General features: G+C 45.9%; 24 protein-coding genes. 11 read left to right on the top strand and 13 right to left on the bottom strand.

Annotated elements, in window-relative coordinates; genetic code table 11:
* Positions 1–133: 133 nt before the first annotated feature.
* The 3 genes from D479_RS16115 (at position 134) to D479_RS16105 (ending at position 3,358) form a co-directional block, all read left to right on the top strand.
* Positions 134–1,204 carry an aromatic acid exporter family protein gene (locus tag D479_RS16115; RefSeq protein WP_026577527.1) on the top strand — a complete coding sequence of 357 codons (1,071 nt, stop codon included), beginning with the start codon at positions 134–136 and terminating at the stop codon, positions 1,202–1,204.
* 61 nt (positions 1,205–1,265) lie between these two features.
* On the top strand, positions 1,266–2,795 hold the full coding sequence (locus D479_RS16110; protein WP_008639085.1) for a BCCT family transporter: 1,530 nt from the start codon (positions 1,266–1,268) through the stop codon (positions 2,793–2,795).
* Positions 2,796–2,962: 167 nt separating this feature from the next.
* Entirely contained in the window at positions 2,963–3,358 is a 396-nt protein-coding gene (locus D479_RS16105) for a hypothetical protein (protein ID WP_008639084.1), read from the top strand.
* Positions 3,359–3,471: 113 nt separating this feature from the next.
* On the opposite strand, the gene D479_RS16100 is transcribed toward D479_RS16105, so the two are convergent.
* Positions 3,472–4,788 (bottom strand): hypothetical protein, encoded by a 1,317-nt coding sequence (locus D479_RS16100; protein ID WP_008639082.1) that lies wholly within the window; start codon positions 4,786–4,788, stop codon positions 3,472–3,474.
* 255 nt (positions 4,789–5,043) lie between these two features.
* On the opposite strand from D479_RS16100, the gene D479_RS21235 reads away from it, so the two are divergent.
* Positions 5,044–5,166: a hypothetical protein gene (locus D479_RS21235; RefSeq protein WP_255358485.1), complete on the top strand. Its 123-nt coding sequence runs from the start codon at positions 5,044–5,046 to the stop codon at positions 5,164–5,166.
* A gap of 163 nt (positions 5,167–5,329) precedes the next feature.
* On the opposite strand, the gene D479_RS16090 is transcribed toward D479_RS21235, so the two are convergent.
* The 5 genes from D479_RS16090 to pdhA form a co-directional block, all read right to left on the bottom strand.
* Positions 5,330–6,082 (bottom strand): arylamine N-acetyltransferase, encoded by a 753-nt coding sequence (locus D479_RS16090; protein WP_008639080.1) that lies wholly within the window; start codon positions 6,080–6,082, stop codon positions 5,330–5,332.
* Positions 6,083–6,153: 71 nt separating this feature from the next.
* Positions 6,154–7,560 (bottom strand): dihydrolipoyl dehydrogenase, encoded by a 1,407-nt coding sequence (gene lpdA / locus D479_RS16085; RefSeq protein ID WP_008639079.1) that lies wholly within the window; start codon positions 7,558–7,560, stop codon positions 6,154–6,156.
* A 3-nt stretch (positions 7,561–7,563) separates the two neighbouring features.
* A complete protein-coding gene (locus D479_RS16080; protein ID WP_008639078.1) occupies positions 7,564–8,844 on the bottom strand; it encodes a dihydrolipoamide acetyltransferase family protein in 1,281 nt (426 codons plus the stop codon).
* Positions 8,845–8,873: 29 nt separating this feature from the next.
* Positions 8,874–9,851, bottom strand: coding sequence for an alpha-ketoacid dehydrogenase subunit beta (locus D479_RS16075; RefSeq protein WP_008639076.1), 978 nt, complete (start codon positions 9,849–9,851; stop codon positions 8,874–8,876).
* A gap of 4 nt (positions 9,852–9,855) precedes the next feature.
* Positions 9,856–10,938: a pyruvate dehydrogenase (acetyl-transferring) E1 component subunit alpha gene (pdhA, locus tag D479_RS16070; protein WP_008639074.1), complete on the bottom strand. Its 1,083-nt coding sequence runs from the start codon at positions 10,936–10,938 to the stop codon at positions 9,856–9,858.
* 418 nt (positions 10,939–11,356) lie between these two features.
* Between pdhA and D479_RS20820 the strand changes: the two genes are divergently transcribed.
* Positions 11,357–11,503: a hypothetical protein gene (locus D479_RS20820; RefSeq protein ID WP_161484897.1), complete on the top strand. Its 147-nt coding sequence runs from the start codon at positions 11,357–11,359 to the stop codon at positions 11,501–11,503.
* Positions 11,504–11,578: 75 nt separating this feature from the next.
* On the opposite strand, the gene D479_RS16065 is transcribed toward D479_RS20820, so the two are convergent.
* Positions 11,579–12,262, bottom strand: coding sequence for a YkyA family protein (locus D479_RS16065; protein ID WP_008639072.1), 684 nt, complete (start codon positions 12,260–12,262; stop codon positions 11,579–11,581).
* Between the two features lie 181 nt (positions 12,263–12,443).
* Here D479_RS16065 and def point away from each other — a divergent pair, with 181 nt between their 5' ends.
* Positions 12,444–12,998 carry a peptide deformylase gene (gene def, locus D479_RS16060; protein ID WP_008639070.1) on the top strand — a complete coding sequence of 185 codons (555 nt, stop codon included), beginning with the start codon at positions 12,444–12,446 and terminating at the stop codon, positions 12,996–12,998.
* 121 nt (positions 12,999–13,119) lie between these two features.
* On the opposite strand, the gene D479_RS16055 is transcribed toward def, so the two are convergent.
* A complete protein-coding gene (locus D479_RS16055) occupies positions 13,120–13,899 on the bottom strand; it encodes a Cof-type HAD-IIB family hydrolase (protein ID WP_008639068.1) in 780 nt (259 codons plus the stop codon).
* A 426-nt stretch (positions 13,900–14,325) separates the two neighbouring features.
* Between D479_RS16055 and D479_RS16050 the strand changes: the two genes are divergently transcribed.
* Both D479_RS16050 and rnjA read left to right on the top strand, forming a co-directional pair.
* A complete protein-coding gene (locus D479_RS16050; protein WP_008639066.1) occupies positions 14,326–14,535 on the top strand; it encodes a DNA-directed RNA polymerase subunit epsilon in 210 nt (69 codons plus the stop codon).
* A gap of 3 nt (positions 14,536–14,538) precedes the next feature.
* The gene (rnjA, locus tag D479_RS16045; protein ID WP_008639064.1) at positions 14,539–16,209 is read left to right on the top strand and encodes a ribonuclease J1; all 1,671 of its coding nucleotides are present in this window, start codon (positions 14,539–14,541) and stop codon (positions 16,207–16,209) included.
* Positions 16,210–16,260: 51 nt separating this feature from the next.
* On the opposite strand, the gene D479_RS16040 is transcribed toward rnjA, so the two are convergent.
* The 5 genes from D479_RS16040 to D479_RS16020 form a co-directional block, all read right to left on the bottom strand.
* Positions 16,261–17,982 carry a pyruvate oxidase gene (locus D479_RS16040; protein WP_008639063.1) on the bottom strand — a complete coding sequence of 574 codons (1,722 nt, stop codon included), beginning with the start codon at positions 17,980–17,982 and terminating at the stop codon, positions 16,261–16,263.
* Positions 17,983–18,148: 166 nt separating this feature from the next.
* A complete protein-coding gene (locus D479_RS16035) occupies positions 18,149–19,612 on the bottom strand; it encodes a hypothetical protein (RefSeq protein WP_008639062.1) in 1,464 nt (487 codons plus the stop codon).
* Between the two features lie 29 nt (positions 19,613–19,641).
* Complete coding sequence (locus D479_RS16030) at positions 19,642–19,923, bottom strand: hypothetical protein (protein ID WP_008639061.1); 282 nt, start codon at positions 19,921–19,923, stop codon at positions 19,642–19,644.
* A complete protein-coding gene (locus D479_RS16025; protein WP_008639060.1) occupies positions 19,916–20,467 on the bottom strand; it encodes a hypothetical protein in 552 nt (183 codons plus the stop codon). The genes D479_RS16030 and D479_RS16025 overlap by 8 nt, the downstream gene beginning before the upstream one ends.
* Positions 20,468–20,564: 97 nt before the next feature.
* Positions 20,565–21,251, bottom strand: coding sequence for a hypothetical protein (locus D479_RS16020; protein ID WP_008639059.1), 687 nt, complete (start codon positions 21,249–21,251; stop codon positions 20,565–20,567).
* 315 nt (positions 21,252–21,566) lie between these two features.
* On the opposite strand from D479_RS16020, the gene D479_RS16015 reads away from it, so the two are divergent.
* The 3 genes from D479_RS16015 (at position 21,567) to D479_RS20815 (ending at position 23,393) form a co-directional block, all read left to right on the top strand.
* The gene (locus D479_RS16015; protein ID WP_008639057.1) at positions 21,567–22,775 is read left to right on the top strand and encodes a hypothetical protein; all 1,209 of its coding nucleotides are present in this window, start codon (positions 21,567–21,569) and stop codon (positions 22,773–22,775) included.
* A 6-nt stretch (positions 22,776–22,781) separates the two neighbouring features.
* Positions 22,782–23,186 (top strand): M67 family metallopeptidase, encoded by a 405-nt coding sequence (locus tag D479_RS16010; RefSeq protein ID WP_008639056.1) that lies wholly within the window; start codon positions 22,782–22,784, stop codon positions 23,184–23,186.
* A 63-nt stretch (positions 23,187–23,249) separates the two neighbouring features.
* Positions 23,250–23,393 (top strand): hypothetical protein, encoded by a 144-nt coding sequence (locus D479_RS20815; protein ID WP_161484896.1) that lies wholly within the window; start codon positions 23,250–23,252, stop codon positions 23,391–23,393.
* Positions 23,394–23,520 lie beyond the last annotated feature (127 nt).

The following is a 23,520-nucleotide window of genomic DNA, read 5'->3' as shown; positions in this document are numbered from 1 at the left end:
TATTTCCACATATTCCATTATATCCGACAAATCTACATTTTTTCTATGTTTTTTAGGTAATTTGTTATATAATGTTTTGATGTGGTCTTTCATTAAATATCTATTTTTCATTTTTATTGAATGGGTGATGGAAATGCTTCAAGCAATCAAGCGATTCAAACTTCTCGGAAGCCGTACATTGAAGACGGGTATATCTGTCTTTCTGACTGCATTGATTTGCGGTTTTTTTAATTTACCCATTATTTTTGCTGTCATAACCGCAATTGTCACGATCGAGCATACGGCAGCCGACTCGATCAAGAAGGCGGCAGTGCGTTTCCCCGCCTCTGCAATCGGAGCTCTGCTTGCTACGGCTTTCTACGGACTTTTCGGAAAAGGTGCCCTTACGTTTGCGCTGGTTGCGATGGCGACTATTGCTGTCTGTCACAAACTGAAGCTCGATGCCGGCATTCTTGTCGCCACCATTACGGCGACAGCCATGATTCCGGACTTTCAGGACCATTATTTTGTTTCATTCTTCACAAGATTGGGTACTACATCCATTGGGATCATTGTTTCGACATTTGTGAACTTTTTTCTGCTGCCGCCCAATTATTCCCCAATGATTTACAAAAACATCAATGGCCTTTATAACCAAGCCGGCCTTCTCCTGAAACGAATAATTTATGATATTACGGCAGAATCTAAAGAGAAAACACGGAATAACCAGCGGTCTTACCGGCAGCTGACCGCTCATCTGGAGAAAACTCTGCAGCTGTCAAGTTATCAGCGGGAAGAATGGAAGTATCACCGTCACACGAATGAAGAAATGGTCGCTTTTCAACTTTCCCAAAGGAAGCTCGCAGCCTTCCAGCAAATCGTCTATCATCTGGGGAATCTGCAGTATGTTCAGACGAAGGGATCCGATTTCTCGGAATCTGAGAAGGAACTTCTGCATTCTTTGACGGATCATTATGTCCGGGTATTACTGGACCCGACCCATTCCATCCAGGAAGAGCAGTTTCAAAACGTCGCCCATTTGGACCGCTTATTCTGGAAATGGAAAGAAGACCACGTCATCAAGAAAACCACATACCGACACCACCTCCCACCACAGACAATCCTGCTTTATGAAATGCTGTGCTTCCATGATGTTTTGGAAGAACTGCAGGACTTATCTGCAAAACAGATGGCCTTGGTGGAGAAGTGCTACTTAAGAGATTGATCGTACAAAACTGTACAAAGGGGAATGTGCACAAACAAATCCATTAGGAGGGAACTTAGACATGAATCAAGTAACTAAAGTATTTTACATTTCCGTCGTCATTGCGTTCTTATTCATCATCTGGGGAACGATTCCAGAATCAACGCTGCCGACATGGAACCTTGCTAACATTACATCAAATGTCCAAGGATTTCTTACAGAAAAATTCGGATGGTTTTACCTGCTGTCCGCTACAGGATTTTTGATTTTCGCCATTTATTTAATCTTCTCTAAATATGGTAATTTGAAATTGGGTAAACCGGATGAAGAACCGGAATATTCTTATCTCACATGGTTCGCTATGCTTTTCAGTGCCGGTATGGGTATCGGCCTCGTATTTTGGGGTGCAGCGGAACCACTTTCCCACCTGCATACACCAGCAGGCGTAGAACAGGAGCCGATGAGTGAGGATGCCGCGCAGTCCGCGCTGAAATATTCCTTCTTCCACTGGGGACTCCACCCTTGGGCCATCTATGCCGTCCTTGCACTGGCACTGGCATTCTTCAAATTCCGTAAAGACGCTCCCGGCGTCATCAGCGCTGCCCTGACACCGATCCTTGGTGAGAAACGCGTCAAAGGCCCGATCGGAACATTGGTCGATGTCATCGCTGTATTCGCAACGATCTTCGGTGTTGCAACATCACTCGGTCTTGGAGCACTGCAGATTTCCAGTGGTCTCGCGTACACATTTGACGGCTTAAGCGATACGTTCGCTCTTCAGTTGACAATCATCGCTATTGTTACCGTCTTGTTCATGACATCTGCCATGACAGGTTTGAACAAAGGGATCAAGTACTTGAGTAACACGAACATCGTGCTTGCAATTGTACTTATGCTCTTCCTGCTGTTCGCCGGTCCGACGAACTTCATCATGGACTTCTTCACAACGACACTCGGAAGATATGTCCGTGACCTTCCGCAGATGAGCTTCCGCATGACGCCGTTCTCCCAAGATAATACGTGGGTACAGGACTGGACGATCTTCTACTGGGCTTGGTGGATCTCCTGGGCTCCATTTGTAGGTACATTCATTGCCCGTGTATCCAGAGGACGTACCATCCGCGAATTCGTTCTCGGTGTCCTGCTCGTCCCTACGATCTTCGGAGCTCTTTGGTTCTCCGTATTTGGTGGATCTGCGATCTTCCTTGAGTTCTTCCAAGGAGTAGACATTCAATCCGATGTAAGCGAACTTGGTACAGAAGTCGCGCTGTTCTCTATGCTGCAGCATATTCCGCTTGGTTCCGTCATGGCAATTATCGGACTGCTGTTGATCAGCACGTTCTTCATCACGTCTGCCGACTCTGCGACCTTCGTTCTCGGTATGCAGACGACCAACGGAAGCCTGAACCCTAAGAACCAGGTGAAGTTCACTTGGGGTATCATTCAGGCCGGTGCAGCCGCTGTACTTCTTTGGCAGGGTGGATTGAGTTCCCTGCAGACAGCAGCAATAATCGCCGCCTTCCCGTTTACATTCATCATGATTTTGATTTGCTTCTCCCTCTTCAAAGCATTCCAGGAAGAAGGCAAAAAGGTCAATTTGCGTAAGAAATAAAGATATCCTCCCCCTCGGTCCCGTGGATCGAGGGGGTTTTATTTTACACATTGTTATCATAAAGCGACATAAGGCTTTCATTTCCGTAACAAAACGATAACAGTTCCAACTATCCCCTAGTCCTTTGTTACACTTAGGATGGAACGAAGCTAAGGGAGTGGCGGAGGATGAACAAGTACCTGATCATGACGTTTTTTGCTGTCCTGTTGTTAGCCGGTTGCATACCGAAAACAGAAGATGTCCAGGTTCTGAAGGCATCACCTCTCGATTATGAGTTGTACCTCTACACAGACAGCGATGAGCAGGAAGCAGCAAAAAATTATATGAGCGCCCTGCTTGATTGGAAAGTCAAACAACAGGATACAGAAGAGCTGGAATTTAAACAGCAGGAGATGAATTCGGATAACCTTCGTCTGACGAAAGAAGATCTCCCTGCCCTTGTTGTTAAGAAAGAAGGAAAGACCGTTAAGACGATAAAAGGTGATAACCGGCATAATGATATTCTTACAGCACTGGAAGATTCCATCAACATGACCGGTTCCTATACAGAAAAACCTTCCTGATGGACAGGAAGGAAAAAGATCCGGCCTCTACAGAGACCGGGATCTTTTCATATTCGATTCTTTTCTTCCTATTCAACGAGGATGAGTGCGGAAACTCTACATGCAACAACCAATTAAAATTCCGTTTTCACTACACCTTCCCCAGACATATAGTCCTCTCCCACGTGACGCTTATTCTCTTTATCGTAGATGATCCACTGCTTCTCCTGCTCATCATACGTCAGAACAACGACAGTGGCATCGAATGACTCTCTCATCTCTGTATCAATATATTCATAAACTTCCCTGGATTCCTCGTGAAACTCGACAGGAACTCTTAATAAGTCCACGCCTCCCTGTCCTTGTTCATAACTTGCATTCTCTATGTCTATCCGCGTTCCAAGGGCTTTTCCTTCAAAGTAATTTTCCTCATCAAAATCTTGAATTTGGACGATGTAGTCCTTTTCCAATGGATCACTGATATTAGTAAGTATCTCCACATCTTGTTCTTTCTTGGCCTTTACTTCCTCCTCAGCGAACCGGTTGATGGCAGAAACTACTGCCTTTTTCATCGCATCGCCTACCACAGGATCGGGAGTCAGATCATACCCTTCCAACTTAGCGAAACCTTTTCCCACATCGGTGTATTCATCCTCCCCGACCACAAACGATTTACTTGTTGCCTCTCCCCACGGGAACTCCTTGAATCCTTGAACCGTCATTCCTTCTCCAATGGGACCAACGGCAAGCGTCTCGTTAATTGTTTGCTCCGTGTCTTTTCCTTCTACTTTCACTTTAGTTTCCGGTGTCTGAGACGTGMCAGTAACCTTCTCTCCTGTCAAATCCATTTGAACGGCCTGCGAATAATCCCCTTGTTCAAACAACGTCACTGCTTTGTCTTCGGAAACCTTTGTATATTCATATTGTTTAGAGCCATGAATCGTATAAACTCCGGGTCCGAACGTACCAAGCCGCTTCGTTTCCTTGTTTGACATATCGATCTCGGCATCCTTGAAAGTAATCTCAGCATCTTCAGGAGCCTGCAGATCCAGATGAAACCCAGCCGCCTTTATCGCATACGCAGCTCCAAAAAGGCCATCTTCCTTCTTCATATAAAATCCACCGTTAGCCAACTCGTTTGCACCGGCTGAAACCGATGTATCGCCTTTCGATTGGTACGCAGCTGCCTGCCTGTTTAATACTTCCATTTGATCAGACCAATCATCTTCATTTTGCTTAAAATATGTAATCATACTTTCTGCGTCTTCTTTACTCCACTCGATGTCATCTTCGAGCTCGACCATGTCGAACAGCCGATCTGAATCTTCCGCCTCGACCGCTTCCTTAAAATCCGTCAACACGTCAGAAGGGGACGGCTTGCTCATTTGAATGACGACAAAGACAAGAACCGCCAGTACCGGTAAAGCAACGAATATGATTTTTTTCTTCATTCTATCTCTCCTATCCCTTGTGATACGAGATACAATTTAACATATTCTTCTATATCGCACAATATATTCTTAATAAAGAAAGCATGATGAAAAGCAGAGAATAGAATTCTCTGCTCATCCGGTTCCTATCATAATTATATTGTCATCCGGGTCTTGTATAGTAAAAAAAGAAAGATCATCGAAGACGGTAATGTCACTGATCTCTCCAAGCTTTCGGTTCTTCACGAATTCCGCAGCGGATAGGATATCATCCGTATGGAAGTTGAACAGGGGCAATCCGCTTTGCTTTTCCTTATCAAACTACCTTCCCGTATCCAGAGTCAGGCCGGTGTGATGGTCAAGCGGGATGTTTTGCACGGGGGGAGACACAGCATCTAACGGAGTGGATAGGCCATACCACCTGCTGGATGCCTTTAAATCCGTGACAGGTACGAGCACCGTATGAATCACAGGACGAATAGGGCTGTTCACCTATGACACCTCTTTTCCCTTTTCTACATACTGTTCTATAGGGACGGGGTATCTCCTTCTTTTCCTGGTATCAAAAAGAAGACATGCCGAACTCGTTCTGAAGAAGCAGCTTCTTCTCTTCCTCCTCGATCCCGGTTCTTTCTCTGCCGAAACGGGTTGTTTGTATCAAGGTATTTCCGGAAATAGTCAGTCTGCCGTCAGCTGAAGCAATCGTAGCGATATCCTTACCTGTGAAAGGAGAAGAAGGGGAGGTCTGGTTATACTCGCAGGCCTTATGGAAATCGTCTAATTTTCTTCCTCTGGACAAAAAACGGTACAGCGTCTGCCACTCCTCTGAGTCATTTTTCTTTCTCTGCAGATAGAATGCTTTCCCGCACTTATCGACGCGGTAATCCCCGCTCACGTCTCTTGAAACCTCCCCGCTCAGGCGAAGCGGCCTCCTCGTAGAATCTCCGAATCCAACATCAACCAAATACTCCGATCCATCCAGGCACACGATGATAGCGGCATGGCTGTCCTCTAGAGCCCAATCCCCATCCGGCTGCTTCACTGTGGCACTGATCAACCGCGCTTCATACCCCGCCTTTCCGAGCAGCCAATGAAATAGACCATTCAGTTCATAACAAAATCCTCCCCTTCTGCGGAGAACAACTTTATCATAAAAGGATGGTATATGCAGTTCAATTGGAACTTGACGGATGACATCCAAGTTCTCGAAAGGGACATGAAGCATATGTTGATCCTGAAGTCTGCTCAGGAAGGACAAAGAGGGTGCCTCCAACCTGTTTACATGAATACGCTTTAAATAACGCTCTACTTCCATCTTCCTGCTCTCCTCTCTATATAAGAGAAAAAGGCAAAAGCTCCGAAGAGCTTTTGCCTTTTTTAAAATAATTACATGATGTGGATTGGGTTACCCAAAGCTACTTCAGCAGCTTCCATCGTGATCTCACCTAGAGTTGGGTGAGCGTGGATTGTAAGAGCCAAATCTTCCGCCGTCATGCCTGCTTCTACAGCAAGGCCAAGTTCAGCGATCATGTCACTAGCGTTTGGACCTGCAATTTGAGCACCGATAACGAGACCATCATCTTTACGAGTAACCAGTTTCAAGAAACCGTCACTGTCGTTAAGAGAAAGAGCACGTCCGTTTGCTGCAAACGGGAATTTAGCTGCTTTTACTTCGTAACCAGCATCTTTCGCTTCTTGTTCTGTGTAACCAACAGAAGCAAGTTCTGGATCAGAGAATACAACAGCTGGAATTCCAAGATAGTCGATTTCAGACTTCTCACCAGCAATTGCTTCCGCAGCGATCTTACCTTCGTAAGAGGCTTTGTGAGCAAGTGGAGGACCAGGAACGATATCACCGATAGCGTAGACGTTGTCAATGCTCGTACGGCACTGTTTATCCACTTCGATAACACCTTTGTCGCTCATTTTCACGCCAAGGTCTTCCAAGCCGATTTCGTCTGTGTTCGGACGACGACCAACGGTAACAAGTACGTAGTCAGCGTCGATGGATTTCGTTTCGCCTTTAACTTCGTAAGTAATGGTAACGCCGTCTTCACGCTCTTCCACACCTTGTGCAAGGGCGTTCGTTTCGATAGCGACGCCTTTTTTCTTCAGACGTTTCTTAACGACAGAAGTCATTTGCTTCTCGAAGCCGCCAAGGATATCGCCTGTACCTTCAAGGATCGTCACTTCTGTATCGAAGTTAGCGTAAGCCGTACCAAGCTCTGTACCGATGTATCCACCACCGATAACGACCAGTTTCTTAGGAATCTCTTTAAGGTTAAGAGCACCTGTAGAATCCAGGACGCGATCAGAGTATTTGAAAGTAGGAAGCTCGATTGGACGAGAACCTGTCGCGATGATTACGTTGTTAAACGTGTAAGTTTGAGAATTTTTCTCATCCATAACGCGAACCGTGTTTTTATCCACGAAGTAAACTTCACCTTTTACGATGTCTACTTTGTTTCCTTTAAGAAGCCCTTCGACACCGCTGGTAAGTTTGTTAACGACACTGCCCTTCCACTCTTGTACTTTTGTGAAATCAACAGTCGGGTTCTCCGATTTGATACCCATGTCTTCGGATCCTTTTGCATGCTCATAACGGTGACCCGCTTGAATCAATGCTTTGGAAGGTACACATCCAACGTTAAGGCAGACACCGCCGAGGTTGCCTTTGTCAACGATTGTAACTTTTTGTCCTGTTTGTGCAGCGCGGATGGCAGCTACATAGCCGCCGGGACCCGCACCAACTACTAACGTGTCTAGTTCAATTGGGAAATCTCCTACTACCATACTTTACGCCTCCATCATAATTAGTTGTGGATCGTTCAGTAAACGCTTGACGTTGTTCATTGCGTTTTGAGCTGTAGCACCATCGATGATACGGTGGTCGAAGCTCAAGGAAATCGCAAGGACAGGAGCGACTACTACTTCACCATCGCGGACGATCGGTTTGTCAGCGATACGGCCGATACCTAGGATCGCTACTTCTGGGTGGTTGATTACCGGAGTAAACCATTGACCACCAGCAGAACCGATGTTCGTGATTGTAGTGGAAGCACCTTTCATTTCTTGTGCTGAAAGTTTACCGTCACGAGCTTTTACAGCAAGTTCATTGATTTCGCTGGAGATAGAGAAGACAGACTTACGATCTGCGTCTTTAACGACTGGAACCATAAGGCCTTTATCTGTATCTGCCGCGATACCAATATTATAGTAGTGTTTCTGAATAATTTCATCTGTGCTGTCGTCAATAGACGTGTTCAGTACAGGGAATTTCTTCAGTGTGGAAACAAGAGCCTTCACAACATAAGGAAGATATGTCAGCTTGATTTCCTGTTCAGCAGCAACTGCTTTGAATTTCTTACGGTGGGCAACAAGTTCTGTTACGTCCACTTCGTCCATCAACGTTACGTGAGGAGCCGTATGCTTGGAATTAACCATAGCTTTGGAGATCGCTTTACGGATACCGCTCATCTTCTCACGTGTTTCCGGATATGCTTCGCCCGCAGCTGGTACGGCCTGTTCGGAAGAAGTAGAAGCAGATGCCTCTTCTTTCTCTTCTGCAGGTGCTTCAGAAGCAGCCGGCTGTCCGCCGTTCAAGAAGCTTTCGATGTCTTCTTTCACGATGCGTCCGTTTTTGCCGGAGCCCTGTACTTTACGGATATCCACATCGTTGTCGCGAGCGAATTTACGTACAGAAGGCATGGCTACGACGCGCTTGTCTTCATCTACATCGCTCTCTTCAGATGTTTGAGGCTCTTCGGATTTCGCTTCCTCTTTAGGAGCTTCTTCCTTCGCTTCTTCTTTAGGTGCTTCTGAGGAGCCTGTATCTTCAGAACCGTCATCAATCGTGATGATGACCGTACCTACAGTTGTTACTTCTCCTTCATCCACGTGAAGCTCTTTAACAGTTCCATCTACTTGAGAAGGAATCTCTACAACGGCTTTGTCGTTTTGTACTTCACAAAGCACGTCATCTTCTTTTACTTCGTCGCCAGGCTTGACGAACCACTTTGCAATTTCACCTTCGTGGATACCTTCACCGATATCAGGTAGCTTAAATTCAAATGCCACGGTTGTTCCCTCCTATAAGTTAGAGATGATTAAAAGTTCATAACATCGTTGACTTTTTCAACGATTGTGTTGTGGTTAGGCAACCATACTTCTTCCGCTTGAGTGAATGCATATACTGTATCCGGTGCAGCTACACGCAGAACAGGAGCTTCCAAGTGAAGAATGGCTTTTTCTTGAATTTCAGAAACGACGTTCGCTGCAATACCAGCTTGTTTCTGAGCTTCTTGAACGACTACCGCACGGTTTGTCTTCTTAACAGATTCAAGGATCGTTTCGTAGTCAACCGGGCTTACAGTACGAAGGTCGATAACTTCTGCACTGATTCCGTCTTTCTCGAGTTCTTCCGCTGCTTTAAGGGAAGAGTGTACCATTGCGCCGTAAGCGACCAATGTTACGTCTGTACCTTCGCGCTTCACTGCAGCTTTATCAAGCTCTACCGTGTACTCTTCTTCCGGAACTTCTTCACGGAAAGAGCGGTAAAGCTTCATGTGCTCAAGGAAGATAACAGGATCGTTATTGCGGATGGAAGAGATCAATAGACCTTTCGCATCGTAAGGGTTGGATGGAATAACTACACGAAGTCCAGGCTGTTGTGCCATAAGGCCTTCCAGGCTGTCTGCGTGAAGTTCTGGTGTGTGTACACCACCACCGAAAGGAGAACGGACCGTAATCGGCATTGGACGTGTACCACCGGAACGGTAACGGTAACGTGCCATTTGACCGCTGATTGCATCCATTACTTCGTATACGAAACCGAAGAATTGGATTTCAGGTACCGGACGGAAACCAGTCAGGGCAAGCCCGATGGACATACCGCCGATTCCGGATTCAGCAAGAGGCGTATCGAATACGCGGTCTTCGCCGAATTCACTTTGAAGACCTTCTGTCGCACGGAATACACCGCCGTTTTGACCGACGTCTTCACCGAAAATCAGCACGTTTTCATCATTTTTAAGTTCTGTGCGCATCGCATCTGTGATGGCTTGAATCATAGTCATTTGTGCCATGGTCTTATTTCGACTCCTTTTCTTTGTATTCATCCAATTGTTCTTTCAAGTTGGATGGAAGCTCTTCGTGCATGATACCGATCAAATCAGTAACTGTCTGCTTCGGAGTATTGTCAGCTTCCTTGATGGCAGCTTTGATTTCTTCTTTTGTCTTTTCGATCAATTCGTTTTCTTCCTCTTCAGACCACAGGCCTTTCGCTTCAAGGAATTTACGGAAACGAACGATTGGATCTTTCTTCTCCCACTCGCTGTCTTGATCTTCCGTACGGTAACGAGTCGGATCATCTCCGGCCATTGTGTGTGGACCATAACGGTAAGTAAGCGTCTCGATCAATGTCGGACCTTCTCCGTTTACGGCACGCTCACGAGCATCTTTCGTTGCAGCATAAACAGCAAGAACGTCCATACCGTCTACCTGAATACCTTCAATTCCTGCAGCTACTGCTTTTTGAGCAATCGTTTGTGCAGCAGATTGCTTTTCAACAGGTACGGAAATTGCGAAACGGTTGTTCTGAACGACAAAGATCGCTTGCGCACCAAAAGCACCTGCGAAGTTAATACCTTCGTAGAAGTCACCTTGAGACGCACCGCCGTCACCTGTGTAAGTGATTGCTACAGCGTTCTCTCCGCGTTTCTTATAGCCAAGTCCAACACCGGCAGTCTGAGTGATCTGCGCTCCGATGATGATTTGCGGGCTTACTGCGTTAACGCCTTCAGGCATTTGGTTCCCTTGGAAGTGTCCACGAGAGAATAGGAACGCCTTGTGAAGTGGAAGGCCGTGCCAGATCAATTGTGGTACATCACGGTAACCAGGGAGAATGAAGTCCGCTTTCTCCAATGCAAATTGTGTACCCAGCTGGGAAGCTTCCTGCCCTGCTGTTGGTGCATAGAAACCAAGACGTCCTTGGCGGTTAAGCGCGATAGAACGCTGGTCCAGGATACGCGTATAAACCATACGGCGCATAATTTCTTTTAGATCTTCGTCTGATAGGTCAGGCATGTAATCTTCATTTACGATTTCGCCTTCCTCATTCAGGATTTGAAACGTTTCGAACTGATTTTCGATGTTCTCAAGAGTTCGTTTCAAAGTGTTTCACCCTTTCCTTTCGTATTTTAAAATGGATGCTGTGAGTAGCTTTCCCAAATATGAAAAAAAACTGTACCGATTTGCTCTTTACGTTTTTACCCCGTCGTTTAGGGAACTAATCATACAGAGAATACCATATAAACTGTTACACTCAAGAAGCAAAATTCAATGGTACAATGTCAATCCACTATGTAGTTTAGCTCAATTCGTCATCATTCGTCAATCACTTCGCAGTATATATTCTTTATGTAGTACGAGACTAAACACACAGCAATCGGAAAGCAGCTGATTCTGTCGATGAAAACAACTATACTGTATCACCTGAAATTACTGCCTGTATTAATTCTACGTTTTTTCTTATCAAGAATCAAATGAAAAGTATAACATTTTCACCGTATGTGAAAGGGGGAGTTTTCTATTGGGGAACAAAGAAAACCAGGGCCATGGGGAGCTTTCCATAGAAAGGTTGACGATCTGCCTCTTCGCCGCTTCCCCTTCCTACCTGCTGCCTTTCCAACGAAAGGGAAGCCTTGTTGTCACATCGATTTTATTCGCACAGCGTTAACTTAATAATCATCCACCCATCCCCTTCTCTTCTATAAGCAATAGAAGAAGCCGCTGCAACAGCAGCGGCTTCTTCTCAGGATTCCTTGGATTCTTCATGATCCTCATATTCCACATTTAAGGACAATGCATCGTAAAGTTCTTTCTTCTTATTATTGTAGGCGTCCGTATATTCATTAAATTCTTTATTCTTATCCATAACCGTCTGATAGCTCTCGTTGATTTTCTCAATCTGGCCCTGCATGGCTTCCTGCGTCAAATCTTCCTTCTGAAGCATATCATAGAGCTCTTCGTCCAGCTGAAGGGCTTTTGTGTAAGCACTGTAAAGAGTCTGGTATGTATCGTAGCGCTGATCCATTGTTTCTACGAGGGCTTCGGCCTCGTCTTTCGCTTCGGCCTTGTCCTCTTCCAAGTCTTTTGCAAGACCATCTATGTTATCGAACTCCTCTTTGGCTGCGTCGATGCTCTCTTTCTCCAGTTTCAGCTTCTTCTTCCGATCTTCTACAATAGCAGAGGCTTCCTTGGACTTCTCTTTGATTTGATCCATCTGGTCCGTCTGAAGATCAATGATCTCTTCGTAAAGTTTCTGTTCCTTCTCTTCCAGCTCCACCATCGGCTGCTGCTGGTCGCGGAATGCATCTTCCAAAGAAACCGCTTTTTCCAAATGATCGTACATCGCTTCGTGTGCGGACGTCCCCGTACATGCAGACAGCAAGATTGCAGCAGCACCCAGGCCTCCGATCAGCATACGTTTCGGCACAGCTCTTCCCCCTTGAATTTCTACGTAATCGTATTGTAATCTTGCCATATCTACCATAGTATAATAAATGATATTAAATGGAAACACCTTTTCACAAATGTTACCAAATAGATGGCCGATGGTTTTCTTAATGGAACCGGCGTGCTATTGTAGAACTTGTTTTCCAGAAAGGATGTTGTAGATGATTACGATGGATGATATCGTCCGGGAAGGTCACCCCGCTTTGAGAACCGTGACCGAAGAAGTCTCCCTCCCACCATCCGAAGAGGATAAAGAGACGTTGGAAGAAATGCTTCAATACTTGAAGAACAGCCAGGATGACCAGGTGTGCAGCCGTTACGGCTTAAGACCAGGTGTCGGTCTGGCAGCTCCGCAGATCAACGTGAATAAACGAATGCTTGCCGTACACTTCACGGACATGAAGGATAAGCTCTACAGTTATGGTCTGTTTAATCCGAGAATTGTCAGTCATTCCGTTGAAAAGACGTATTTGACATCAGGGGAAGGATGCCTCTCTGTCGACAGAGAAGTACCCGGCTACGTCCCTCGTCACCGCCGAATCACCGTAAAGGGCACAGATCTTGAAGGTAATGAAGTCAAGCTGCGTCTGAAAGATTATGCAGCTATCGTATTTCAACATGAAATCGATCACCTGCACGGCGTCATGTTCTACGATCATATTGATATGGAAAATCCTTTCAAAGAGCCGGAGAACGCTACACCCGCCGACCGATGAGAAACCTCTGTATGTATAGAAGAAAGACAAATCGCTTCTATAGAACAAAAAATCCGGACGATCGTCTATCTCAGATGATCACCCGGATTTTTTATGCTTGATTTCTTTTATTTCCTCTCGGTTATTTCAATAAACCAAGCTCATAAATGGCGTGGGACAGACCATCTTCCGAAACGTCCGTCGTAACGTAGTCACTTACGGCCTTCGTTTCCGGTACAGCGTTTCCCATGGCTACCCCGGTTCCGACTTCTGAAATCATTTCAATGTCGTTGAGTCCGTCACCGAAAGCGTACGTATCCTCCATGGTCATGCCGGCTGCTTCGATCATTTTCTTAATTCCCTCTGCTTTAGATCCGCCTTTAGGAAGAACATCACAGGAGAGCGGATGCCAGCGAATGAAGTCGAATGCCTCGTACGCCTCCTCATATTGTTCAATTTCTCTTCCTTCACAGAAAAGCAGGGATTGATAGATGTTACGACCGCTGTAGAAACCTTCATCTGCAGCCGGATGGTCAAGCAGAAGCGTGCCGAGACTTTGGCGAATAGAGTCATGATCAGGCGTAGACGCTCTCATCTCCTCTTCGTTCATAAAGACCATCGGATGGTCATTCTCTTCTGCGTGGACGTGCAGCTTCTGAAGTGCTTCTTCTGAAAGTGGGTTTTTGTAAATCTCTTTCCCTTCAAAAACTACGTACTGTCCGTTAAAGCTCACATAGGAATCGATTCCAAGTTCTTCTCGCAAGCTCTTGTACATGAACGGGGCACGGCCGGTGGCAATGGCACAGTATACCCCTTGCTCTTTCAATTTCTGTATGGCCTGTTTTGTCTTTTCAGGAAGTTTCTTATCATGGTCTAGCAGGGTGCCGTCTATATCGAAGAAGGCGATTTTTTTATTTGTCATACCAGATCCTCCTACATGGATTTCAACATTTATACTAACATAGTGTCTTCTTTGGCTATACTGTAGCATGAGTGGATAAGTTTGAGAAGAAAAACAAACGATAACGACAAAATATAAAATGTAATGTTTCATTCTTCCACAAACCGTATTATACTAGAGATAACAGGGATTGGGCGGTTTTAACGTTTTTGGCGCTTTTCTTCATCTGGTGAAAGGGGATGGATGCATATGATGAAGCGTCTACGAAGGAAGCTTAGAAAACGTTGGAAGAATTTAATGAATCGTAAAACATACGCGTAATACCATTGTCCAGGTGCAGCGAAACACCTGTGACTATCATTATCATTACCATGCGGGTTCGAAACGTGCTATGATGATGGAAGGACAAGAATGTGGAAATTATATCTAGTTAGGAGCGATAGTGCAATGATATTCAAAGTTTTGTATCAGGAACTGGCAACAGAAGTTCCTGTCCGTGAACATACGAATTCCATGTATGTGGAAGCGGAAACAGAGAGAGAAGTCAGAGAAAAGTTAAAAGATAAAGGGTTCAATATTGAATATATCCAGGTGCTTGATGAGGATCACCTGGGATATGAGAAGCAATCCGAAGATTTCGCGTTGGAGACATTTTAATTTATGAAATTCGTGAAGAACGACCAGACAGCCGTATTCGCCCTTGGCGGACTCGGTGAAATTGGTAAAAACACATACGCAGTTCAATTCCAAGACGAAATCATCCTCATTGATGCTGGTATTAAATTCCCGGAAGATGAACTACTCGGTATCGACTATGTCATTCCGGATTATACGTATCTCGTGCAGAACCAAGATAAGATCAAAGGGCTTATCATCACACACGGACACGAAGATCACATCGGCGGTATCCCTTACCTGCTGCGTGAAATTAACATTCCAATTTATGCAGGGAAGCTTGCCATCGGCTTGATTCGCAACAAGCTTGATGAACACGGTCTCCTTCGCAGTGCGAAACTGAATACAATTCAGGAAGATGACATCATCAAGTTCCGTAAAACATCCGTGTCCTTCTTCCGCACGACACACAGTATCCCTGATTCCTACGGTGTAGTTGTTAAGACACCGCCTGGGAACATCGTTCACACGGGAGACTTTAAATTCGACTTCACCCCTGTCGGTGAACCTGCAGACCTCGCTAAAATGGCGGAAATCGGTAAAGAAGGTGTACTTGCTCTTCTTTCCGACAGTACGAACAGTGAAGTACCAGGCTTTACGAAGTCAGAGCGTGTCGTAGGAGAAAGCATCCAGGATATCTTTACGCGTATGGATAACGGTCGTTTGATTTTCGCAACGTTCGCCTCAAACATCCACCGCCTTCAACAGGTAGTGGAAGCAGCCGTTAGGAATAATCGGAAAGTAGCTGTTTTTGGACGGAGCATGGAATCTTCCATCCGCATCGGTCAGGAACTTGGATATATCCGTGCCCCTAAGGATACGTTCATTGATGCTCAACAAATCAACCGTCTGCCGGCTAATGAAGTCGTCATTCTCTGTACCGGTTCCCAAGGTGAACCGATGGCTGCCCTGTCAAGGATCGCAAACGGTACCCACCGTCAGATCCAAATCCAGCCTGGCGATACAGTCGTGTTCTCTTCTTCCCCAATCCCTGGAAACACGATCAGTGTCAGCCGTACGATCAACAAGCTTTACCGTGCAGGTGCCGATGTTATTCACGGTCCATTGACAAACATCCATACCTCCGGACACGGTAGTCAGGAAGAGATGAAACTGATGCTCCGACTGATGCAGCCGAAATTCTTCATGCCGATCCACGGAGAATACCGCATGCTGAAAGAGCATGTGAAACTCAGCCTTGATTGTGATGTCAAGGAAGAGAACTGCTTCGTTATGGACAACGGTGACGTGCTTGCCCTTGGTAAAGACGAAGCCTCCATCGCAGGTAAGATCCCTTCCGGTTCTGTCTATGTAGATGGCAGCGGAATTGGTGATATCGGTAATATCGTACTACGCGACCGCCGTATTCTTTCCGAAGAAGGCCTTGTCATCGTCGTCGTAAGTATTAATATGAAGGAATTCAAAATCGCTTCCGGCCCGGACATCATTTCCCGCGGATTCGTTTACATGAGAGAATCCGAAGATTTGATTAAGGAAGCACAGAAGCTGGTAAGTTCTCATGTTGAGAAAGTCATGGAACGCCGTACAACGCAATGGTCAGAAATCAAAAACGAAATCACGGATACGATCGCTCCGTTCTTGTTTGAAAAAACGAAGCGTCGTCCGATGATTCTTCCAATCATTATGGAAGTATGATCGAATGAACAAAACCGCGCGGGATGACCCGGCGCGGGTTTTTCTTTTTGATCAAGTCAGGCGCTGGAGCGCTTTTTTCATATCCGGCAGATCAAGCGTCCCGGATTCAAAGAAGTTCTTAACGATATATTTCGAGAAATTGACCGCTGAGGTGTAATCAATTTTACCAGGAAGAGGCGCCTGATCTTCGATAACGACATCAATGATGACCGGCTTATTCGATACGAAAGCCTGCTTCATTTTCGGCTCCAATTCTTCATAGGAGCGAATGCGGTATCCCTCTCCCCCGCAAGCTTCGGCGAACTTGGCAAAATCCACTTCCCCAAGGTCCGTCGCATAATTTAAATGCCCCATCTGTTCCTGTTCGTATTTGATCATTCCAATCTTACTGTTGTTTAGAATGATCATTTTAATCGGAAGATCGTACTTAACGGCTGTAACAAAGTCATGCATCACCATGGAAAAGCCACCGTCTCCGGAAACGCCGATCACCTGTTTATCCGGGAAGGCTTGTTTCGCAGCCAGTGCTCCCGGCAGGCCGCTCCCCATTGTAGCAAGCCAGCCGGACATGAGAAACTTCTGGTTGACAAGATGCAGGAATCGGGAAAGCCATACGGTAACATTTCCTACGTCTCCGGATATGATCGCACCGGATTCCATATGCTTCTCCAGCTCATACATGACCTGCGGTGCATGGAGCGGGTCTTTTGTGGAACGTTTCTCTTCCTGAAGCGCAATCCGCCAATCCTTCATCTTTTCCTGATAATGACGAAGATAGCCGCGTTCATCCACTGGAGTAATCAGTTCGATCAGCGCCTGTAAAGTCTCCTTGCTGTTTCCAGGAAGACCAAGCTCAATCGGATAGTATTTGCCCAGGTTTTCCGGCTTGTTATCGATTTGGACCGCCTTCACCTCTTCCGGAAGAAAATCACGGTACGGGAATTGCGTACCGATGAGAATGAGAAGATCGGTTTCCTTCATTGCATGGTAGGCAGGCTTTGTGCCGATCTGACCGTGCTGCCCTAGACAGTACGGATGATTGTCCGGGATGATTCCTTTACCAAGAAGGCTCATAACGATAGGAGCCTGGATCGTCTCTGCGAATTGAATCAACTCAGCGGATGCATCCTTCGTCCCTTGGCCGGCAAGAATGAGCGGTTTCTCCGCCTGCTCGATTAAATGCCGGGCCTCTTTCAGCTGATCCGAATTGGGAACGATCTCAGGACGATAGTAGGTTCCGGCAGTCAAACGCGGTTCGTTCTTTTGTTTTTTTGCAAACAGATCGTCCGGTACGATGAGAACGGAGACCCCTTTGTTTGCATAAGCTTCCTTAATCGCTTGATCTAAGAGATCGGGAAGCTGTGCTTCTGTTTCCGCACGGCGGTTGAACACCGCAACATCATCGAACATGCGCTCCAAATTGATTTCCTGAAAAGCACCTGTCCCCACCTCTTCACTATGTACCTGTCCGACAAGGGCAAGTACAGGAGCTTTATCCGCCTTGGCATCATACAATCCATTAAGTAAGTGAACAGCGCCGGGGCCGGCAATCGAGAGGGTCACTCCAAGCTTTCCGGTGAGTTTCGCATAAGCCGCAGCCGCAAGCGCTCCTGTTTCTTCATGACGGACCTGCAGGAAGGATATTTCTTCCTGTCTCTTTCGAAGGTCGTCCATCAGCTCGTTAATGGAATCGCCGGGCATTCCATAGATGTGGTCCACCCCCCAATCAATCAATTGCTGTGTGATCACTTCTCCTGTACGCTTTTCAAACATCTGTCTCATCCTTTCTCTGGTGAACAATATAATAGCTTCTAATGGTTCTTATTTCCTTTCCTGCAAAGCTTTAAACAAATCGAGGAGATACTGGTCCTATTTTCTCCTGATTCCGTTGAATCTTTCGCACAAAAAAGAGCAGCCTCCCGGCGTGCCCTTCGTCCGTTCAATCTTCCTGACCATCCCGTTCTTCCATCTGAAGGATCTCTTTCCCAAGCTGATCAATTTTCTCTTCCAGTGCTTCCATGAAGATGATTTTGGAATCCAGCTGTTCTTCATACTCGAACGTCTGTCCTAGGATATTCTTCATCTGCTCATCCAGAACGGACAGGATATCGCTGGGAGTATCCGCGCTTCCTTCCTTGGAGAACATGCCGAGGACCTTTTCATTCTGCTTTTTCAGATGAGTCTGGATCATCTGCAGTTCCTCCACTTGTTCATGAGCCTCCTTGAGCTGCCTCTTTAAGTCGGCGACATCAGACTGATAGTTCTGTCGTTCTTCTTCCCACAACCTTCTTTCCTGATTACGGGAATGCTGCTCATCTTCCAGTTGCTTTAAAGCGGCAACCTTCGTCTCCAATTCCCTTCCGATGCGTCTCGATTCGTCTTCTGCTTTAATTTTCGATTGTTCCAACTCCCGGACTACATCTCTTTGTTTATTCAAATCCACCTCCGCGCCGGAGAGAAGATCGCCGAGCTGTTTTGTATAATACACGTAGTATTTGATATCCGAGCAGAGCTCCTTATTTTCTGTCTCCAGTCGTTCCTGCTCTTCTTCCCTTATGTTAAGGAGTTGCTGTTTTTCCTGTGCTGATTGCTTCAAACGGATGATGTCTTTCTGAAATTGACGTTCCCGAAGCTTCCATTCAGAAACAGTCGCTGCAGACTCCCCTGCTGTTCTGGCCAATTCCCCTTCCGCCTTCCGGACTTCCGTTTCCAATTGTTTCGCTTGATCTTTCCAAACGGCTGCCTCCTGTTCCGCTGCCTCCAATCGTTTTTGAATTTCCGCATTCTCCTGCGCCAGCCCTGCTGCCCGCGTCCTGTTCTCCAGGTAAACTGCTTTCCAGTTATGCTTCTGTTGTCTTTCTTCCTGGACATATTCCCGCTGGTCTTTCGCTTCTTCTCTCAGACCTTGAGCCTTTTGGAACAACGAGTCTTTCGCTTTCTTTTCCGCTGCAAGCTTATCTTTTAGAAGGGAACGCTCTTCCTTCCATAAGGATTCTCTTTCCTCCGAATGCTTTTCAGCCTGCTTCAGCTGATATTGATAAGCAGATGATTCTTTTTGTAGACGAATGAGACGGGTTTGTGCGGATTCAAAATCTTTTTGGAACCTCGCTGCCTTCTCTTTCCATAACGCCGTTTCTTCCTCCATTGTTTGTTTCGCCTTTTCCATACTGGCTATTTGCTGTTCCATCCCCTGGATGCGTTTGACAGATTCCTGGGTTGCGACACTTTTTTCCTTTTGCAGCTGTTCTTCCCTGTCACGAAGGGCGGTATTCTCTTTTTTCAGCTTCTCCAGCAGGGCATAGTGATAATTCTCTTGATAATCTTTCACTTTCTCCTTGTACTTTGCCAGTTCCGACTTGAAATGAATGATCTTCTGTTGTAGAAGGATCGTATCTTTCTCCATAACCATAACCCCCCAGGTAGGAATTCATTTCAATTCAAACGGGAAAGTAAATCGGTCCACTCCCGTTCGCTCTCCTCAATGTACTGCTTTACCGCCTGCCTATCCTCCGTGTTGTCTGTTACCTTTTCAGCATTCCATCCATGACGCTGATTCATGGCCAACATCATAAGAATCATCTGGATGGTGTCGTCATCCAGAAAAACAAAGCTTTGACTCCGCTTCTCTTCGTCTGTTTTCAACCTCGTTACTTGACGGGTCATCCATTCTTTCAGCCATTTACGAAGCACCAACTGGAGGTCTAGCTCATCCACCTGCATCCCCCTCCCCACTAAGGTTGATTTGATTGAGCGAAGGAATCCCCTCCTTCGCCTCCTCTCCATAGGTGTATCCATTCAGACTCCCCGCATATTTCTTATCTGCGATCCATTTCATTTGAAAATTGGAGAAGGTCAGTTTCTCTCCCGGAGAGATGAGCTGCTTTCCGGAAGGGCGCAGCCAATACTCTGTTTTGTTGTCTGCTTCATTCAAACGTTCCCAAGCCCCGGACATTTGCAATTTCTGAATCGAATCTTTGTACAGATACTTCCCGGAAAACTGAAAGGGGGAGTCCTCCGACAATTGAAGACAGATGTAAGGATCCACGAAAGGTTCCTCACCGATATTATGGATATGATAGCTTCCAAGAAGAATGCTTTCTTTTGATCTGTCATGCGCAAGGTGAACCGAGTATGTAAAATAGCTGATCACCTTCCAAGACCTCGCCTTTTCCAATTCCTTGATCCGATCTCGAAATGCTTCCATGTAGCGCTTCTGTTTCTGCTGCCATTCAGAAAGCAGCTCAGCCGATCCTTTCATTCGTTTCACCTCCGTACTGTCTGAACACAAAGAGCCGAATTAAGACAAAAAGAAAAAAGAGAGGAAGAAATCCTCTCTTTGATTCTATGCCTGAGTATTAGCACTTATCACCGGATAGTCCCGGGCCATCGTCCACATTCGGGAACAATACAGGACATTGAGGTGGGATGGTTGGAGCAGGGCAAGGCGGGATTGGAAGAATATCACGCGGTTGGCAGAAGTCCGCTACGATTTCAAGCGTTACGTCGTATGTGGACTGAATGCTTTGGCACAGACGAACCGTTACAGTAACGTCAGTCAATGTGTCTTCCAAAGAACCATTTTCCTCACAGGAGAAGTTACAGATGAAGCAGTCGAGATCTGTATAAGAAACATCGACATCTGTTCCATCCGGCGCACATAGAAGCACTTGCTCACAACGTGTAAAGTCGACAGAACCGACTTCAATAGTACCGCCGCCAAGTTCAGGGATAAGCTCGACAAGAACAGTCACGGTGAAGTTTTTACGAATGTTGACCAACTGCAGAGTCAACAATGTTCCATCAACGACCAATTCTTGATCGGTACGACCTACGATTTCGATAGGGTCTACTTCTGCCGGTTCCACGACACAAGTGACATTCTCGATATCTGTACACTCCAGCAAATCTCCTGTCGGTCCGACCGGTAGATCGAAATCACCCAACGTCAAATCAAAAGACGCTTCGTTGATAATCCAGTCGTAAACTTTTTCTGTGTTGATACAAAGGAGCTCTTGGCCCCCCATTAAATTTTTTGCTTGCATGATTTGCAAACACCTCCGAATAAGATTTTCTCTTTCATTCGTAGCATATGAACAAGTGTACAGTTGGGTCTAGTGCTATCGCTGATATTTGGTGTGCTTTTGCGAATTGTGCGAACACCCATAATAAATGCGACAAATGGAAATGTGTGACTGTCCGATACAAACAACTACTTTTTTGTTCCGTGCTGCATACAATAGTAAGAAAAAAAACAGGACGGATTTCCAAGGTCATGCGTGTCAGAAAAATCGGCACATTTGTCACGTATTGGTGGTTCATCAATAGTATATTAATGTGCTGCAAAAGGGTGATGAGTAATGGATCTGAACAACACGTACAGTCCGGAAGCGATCGAAACCATGAAAGCGAAATTATCCCTTTACAAGGAAATGCTCCACTCCATCAAAACAGGAACCATAGCCGACGACTACCTTCTAATGAAACAGGAATCCGATGGGTTCCATCATAAATTCGAAGGAGTAATGAAACGTATGGAAGAGTACCACTACAGTGCAGACCAACGAACGAATCAGCTGGCTGCCCAGCTGCAATCTGTGAACGACACCGTCAGTACATTAAAACGCGACATCGATTTCATTAAGGAGAAGATGGACCGCCTTCAAGTCCACGACTTAATGGAAAAAATGAATCGGGTAATTGAGGTACAGGAGCGGTCGAAGCAGCAGGATGAATCGGGAGAAGTAAGTCGATTGAAAGAAGAATTAAGGCAGCTAAAAGAACAGCAGCACAGACAGAAAGAAACGGAATCAAGCGAAGTGAAGCGGTTAAAAGAAGAATTGGCTTCGTTGAAAAACCAGCAGGTTCCAAGCAAGCAGACGGAAACAAGCGAAGTGGACCGCCTGAAGGAAGAACTCGACGGCTTGAGAGAACAGCTGGTTCATTCAAGACAACAAGTTCCGGAAATGCCGATTGAAGAACCAAGAGAGCAGGCACCTGCACCGAAGAAAACGTCGGAGTACAGAAAACTTCAAAGCATGCTGCAATCTTCACGGAAGTACCATACAGGCAGAAGCGATTATTACCCACCTATGTCGCAGCCAGGGTATCAGCAGCAATCATCCTATTATCAGAACCAGCAGGGCTTTCAACAGAATGGCATCTCTTTCCCTGAATCCGGAAATAATAAGCCAGGAAAAAGACGGATGCCCGGTCATTCTGCTATGGACTTCAACCAGAACACCATCATTCGAAAAAAAAACGGTGAAGAAACCGCCCAGAGATTAGAAGAAAACAGGAAACCAGAAAAAGTCCAGAAGACTGTCACGAAGAATCCGGAACCCTTGGAGAAAGAGTCCAACCAGAAAGCCCTCTCCATTAAAGAGACGCTTCCTCATAAAGAAGCGGATGATAAGCCTAAGATGGCCTCTTTTCGAATTGCCAACAGACCTAAATCCCTGCCTGCACGCGGTCGAAAAGTGGAATCATTCACGCAGGAGAATGACGAAGATGCACCGAAGAAGCGAGAGCGTGCTTCGATCTTTTCATTCTTTCAAAGAAGGCTGTGAGCTTCCATGATCGAACTGTCTGAAGAGCAGTATGAACAGATAATGGAGCACGGACGCAGGGAATGGCCGCTCGAAGCCTGTGGTTTATTGGCCGGAGAGGAACCAGGAGTGATCCTATCCGTCTGGCCGTTGGAAAACGAATGGAAGGCTAGAAACCGTTTTTTTGTCAGTGCCAAGGTAGTCGCACAAACGTTGGAACATGTGAGTCATGCGGGACATAAGGTGTTGGCGATCTATCACACTCACCCTGATACAGCACCTTATCCCTCTTATACAGATCTCCTTCACCACCCCGACGATAATGTCATCATGGTCATTCTTTCTTACAAGACCAATCCTCCACACATGCGATGTTTCACCATTAAAAACAGGACATGTGACGAACACCCTTTTTCAATTAAAAAGCGATAAATGCCCTCCCATTTTCCGCATTTTTTCTTATAATACATTATCAAACCATAAGGAGAGGTATTCGTGAAAGCTAGAAGAGTGAGAAGACAAGTTCAAAGCAGCAGATCTGTTAAGAAGTCCAGCACGCCGATTGTCATTGAAACATCACCGCAAACAAAAGTACAACGCCCGGTAAGACGCGGCGGATGCTGCTTGAAAAAAAGGTAACTCGTTCCCTTCTCACCTCCGAATGAGAATATGGACGATCGAAGAGTACAATCGAGGGCTGAAGGAGCCCTCCATGCCTGAGCCAGACGATAATGAATCATAAATATTTCATATATATATTAGAAGC

Origin of the sequence: Halobacillus sp. BAB-2008 (assembly GCF_000328325.1) — a bacterium.
In the GTDB taxonomy this organism is placed as follows: domain Bacteria; phylum Bacillota; class Bacilli; order Bacillales; family Halobacillaceae; genus Halobacillus.
Note: the sequence above shows the minus strand (reverse complement) of the source record. Positions and strands in the feature narration are given on the sequence as shown.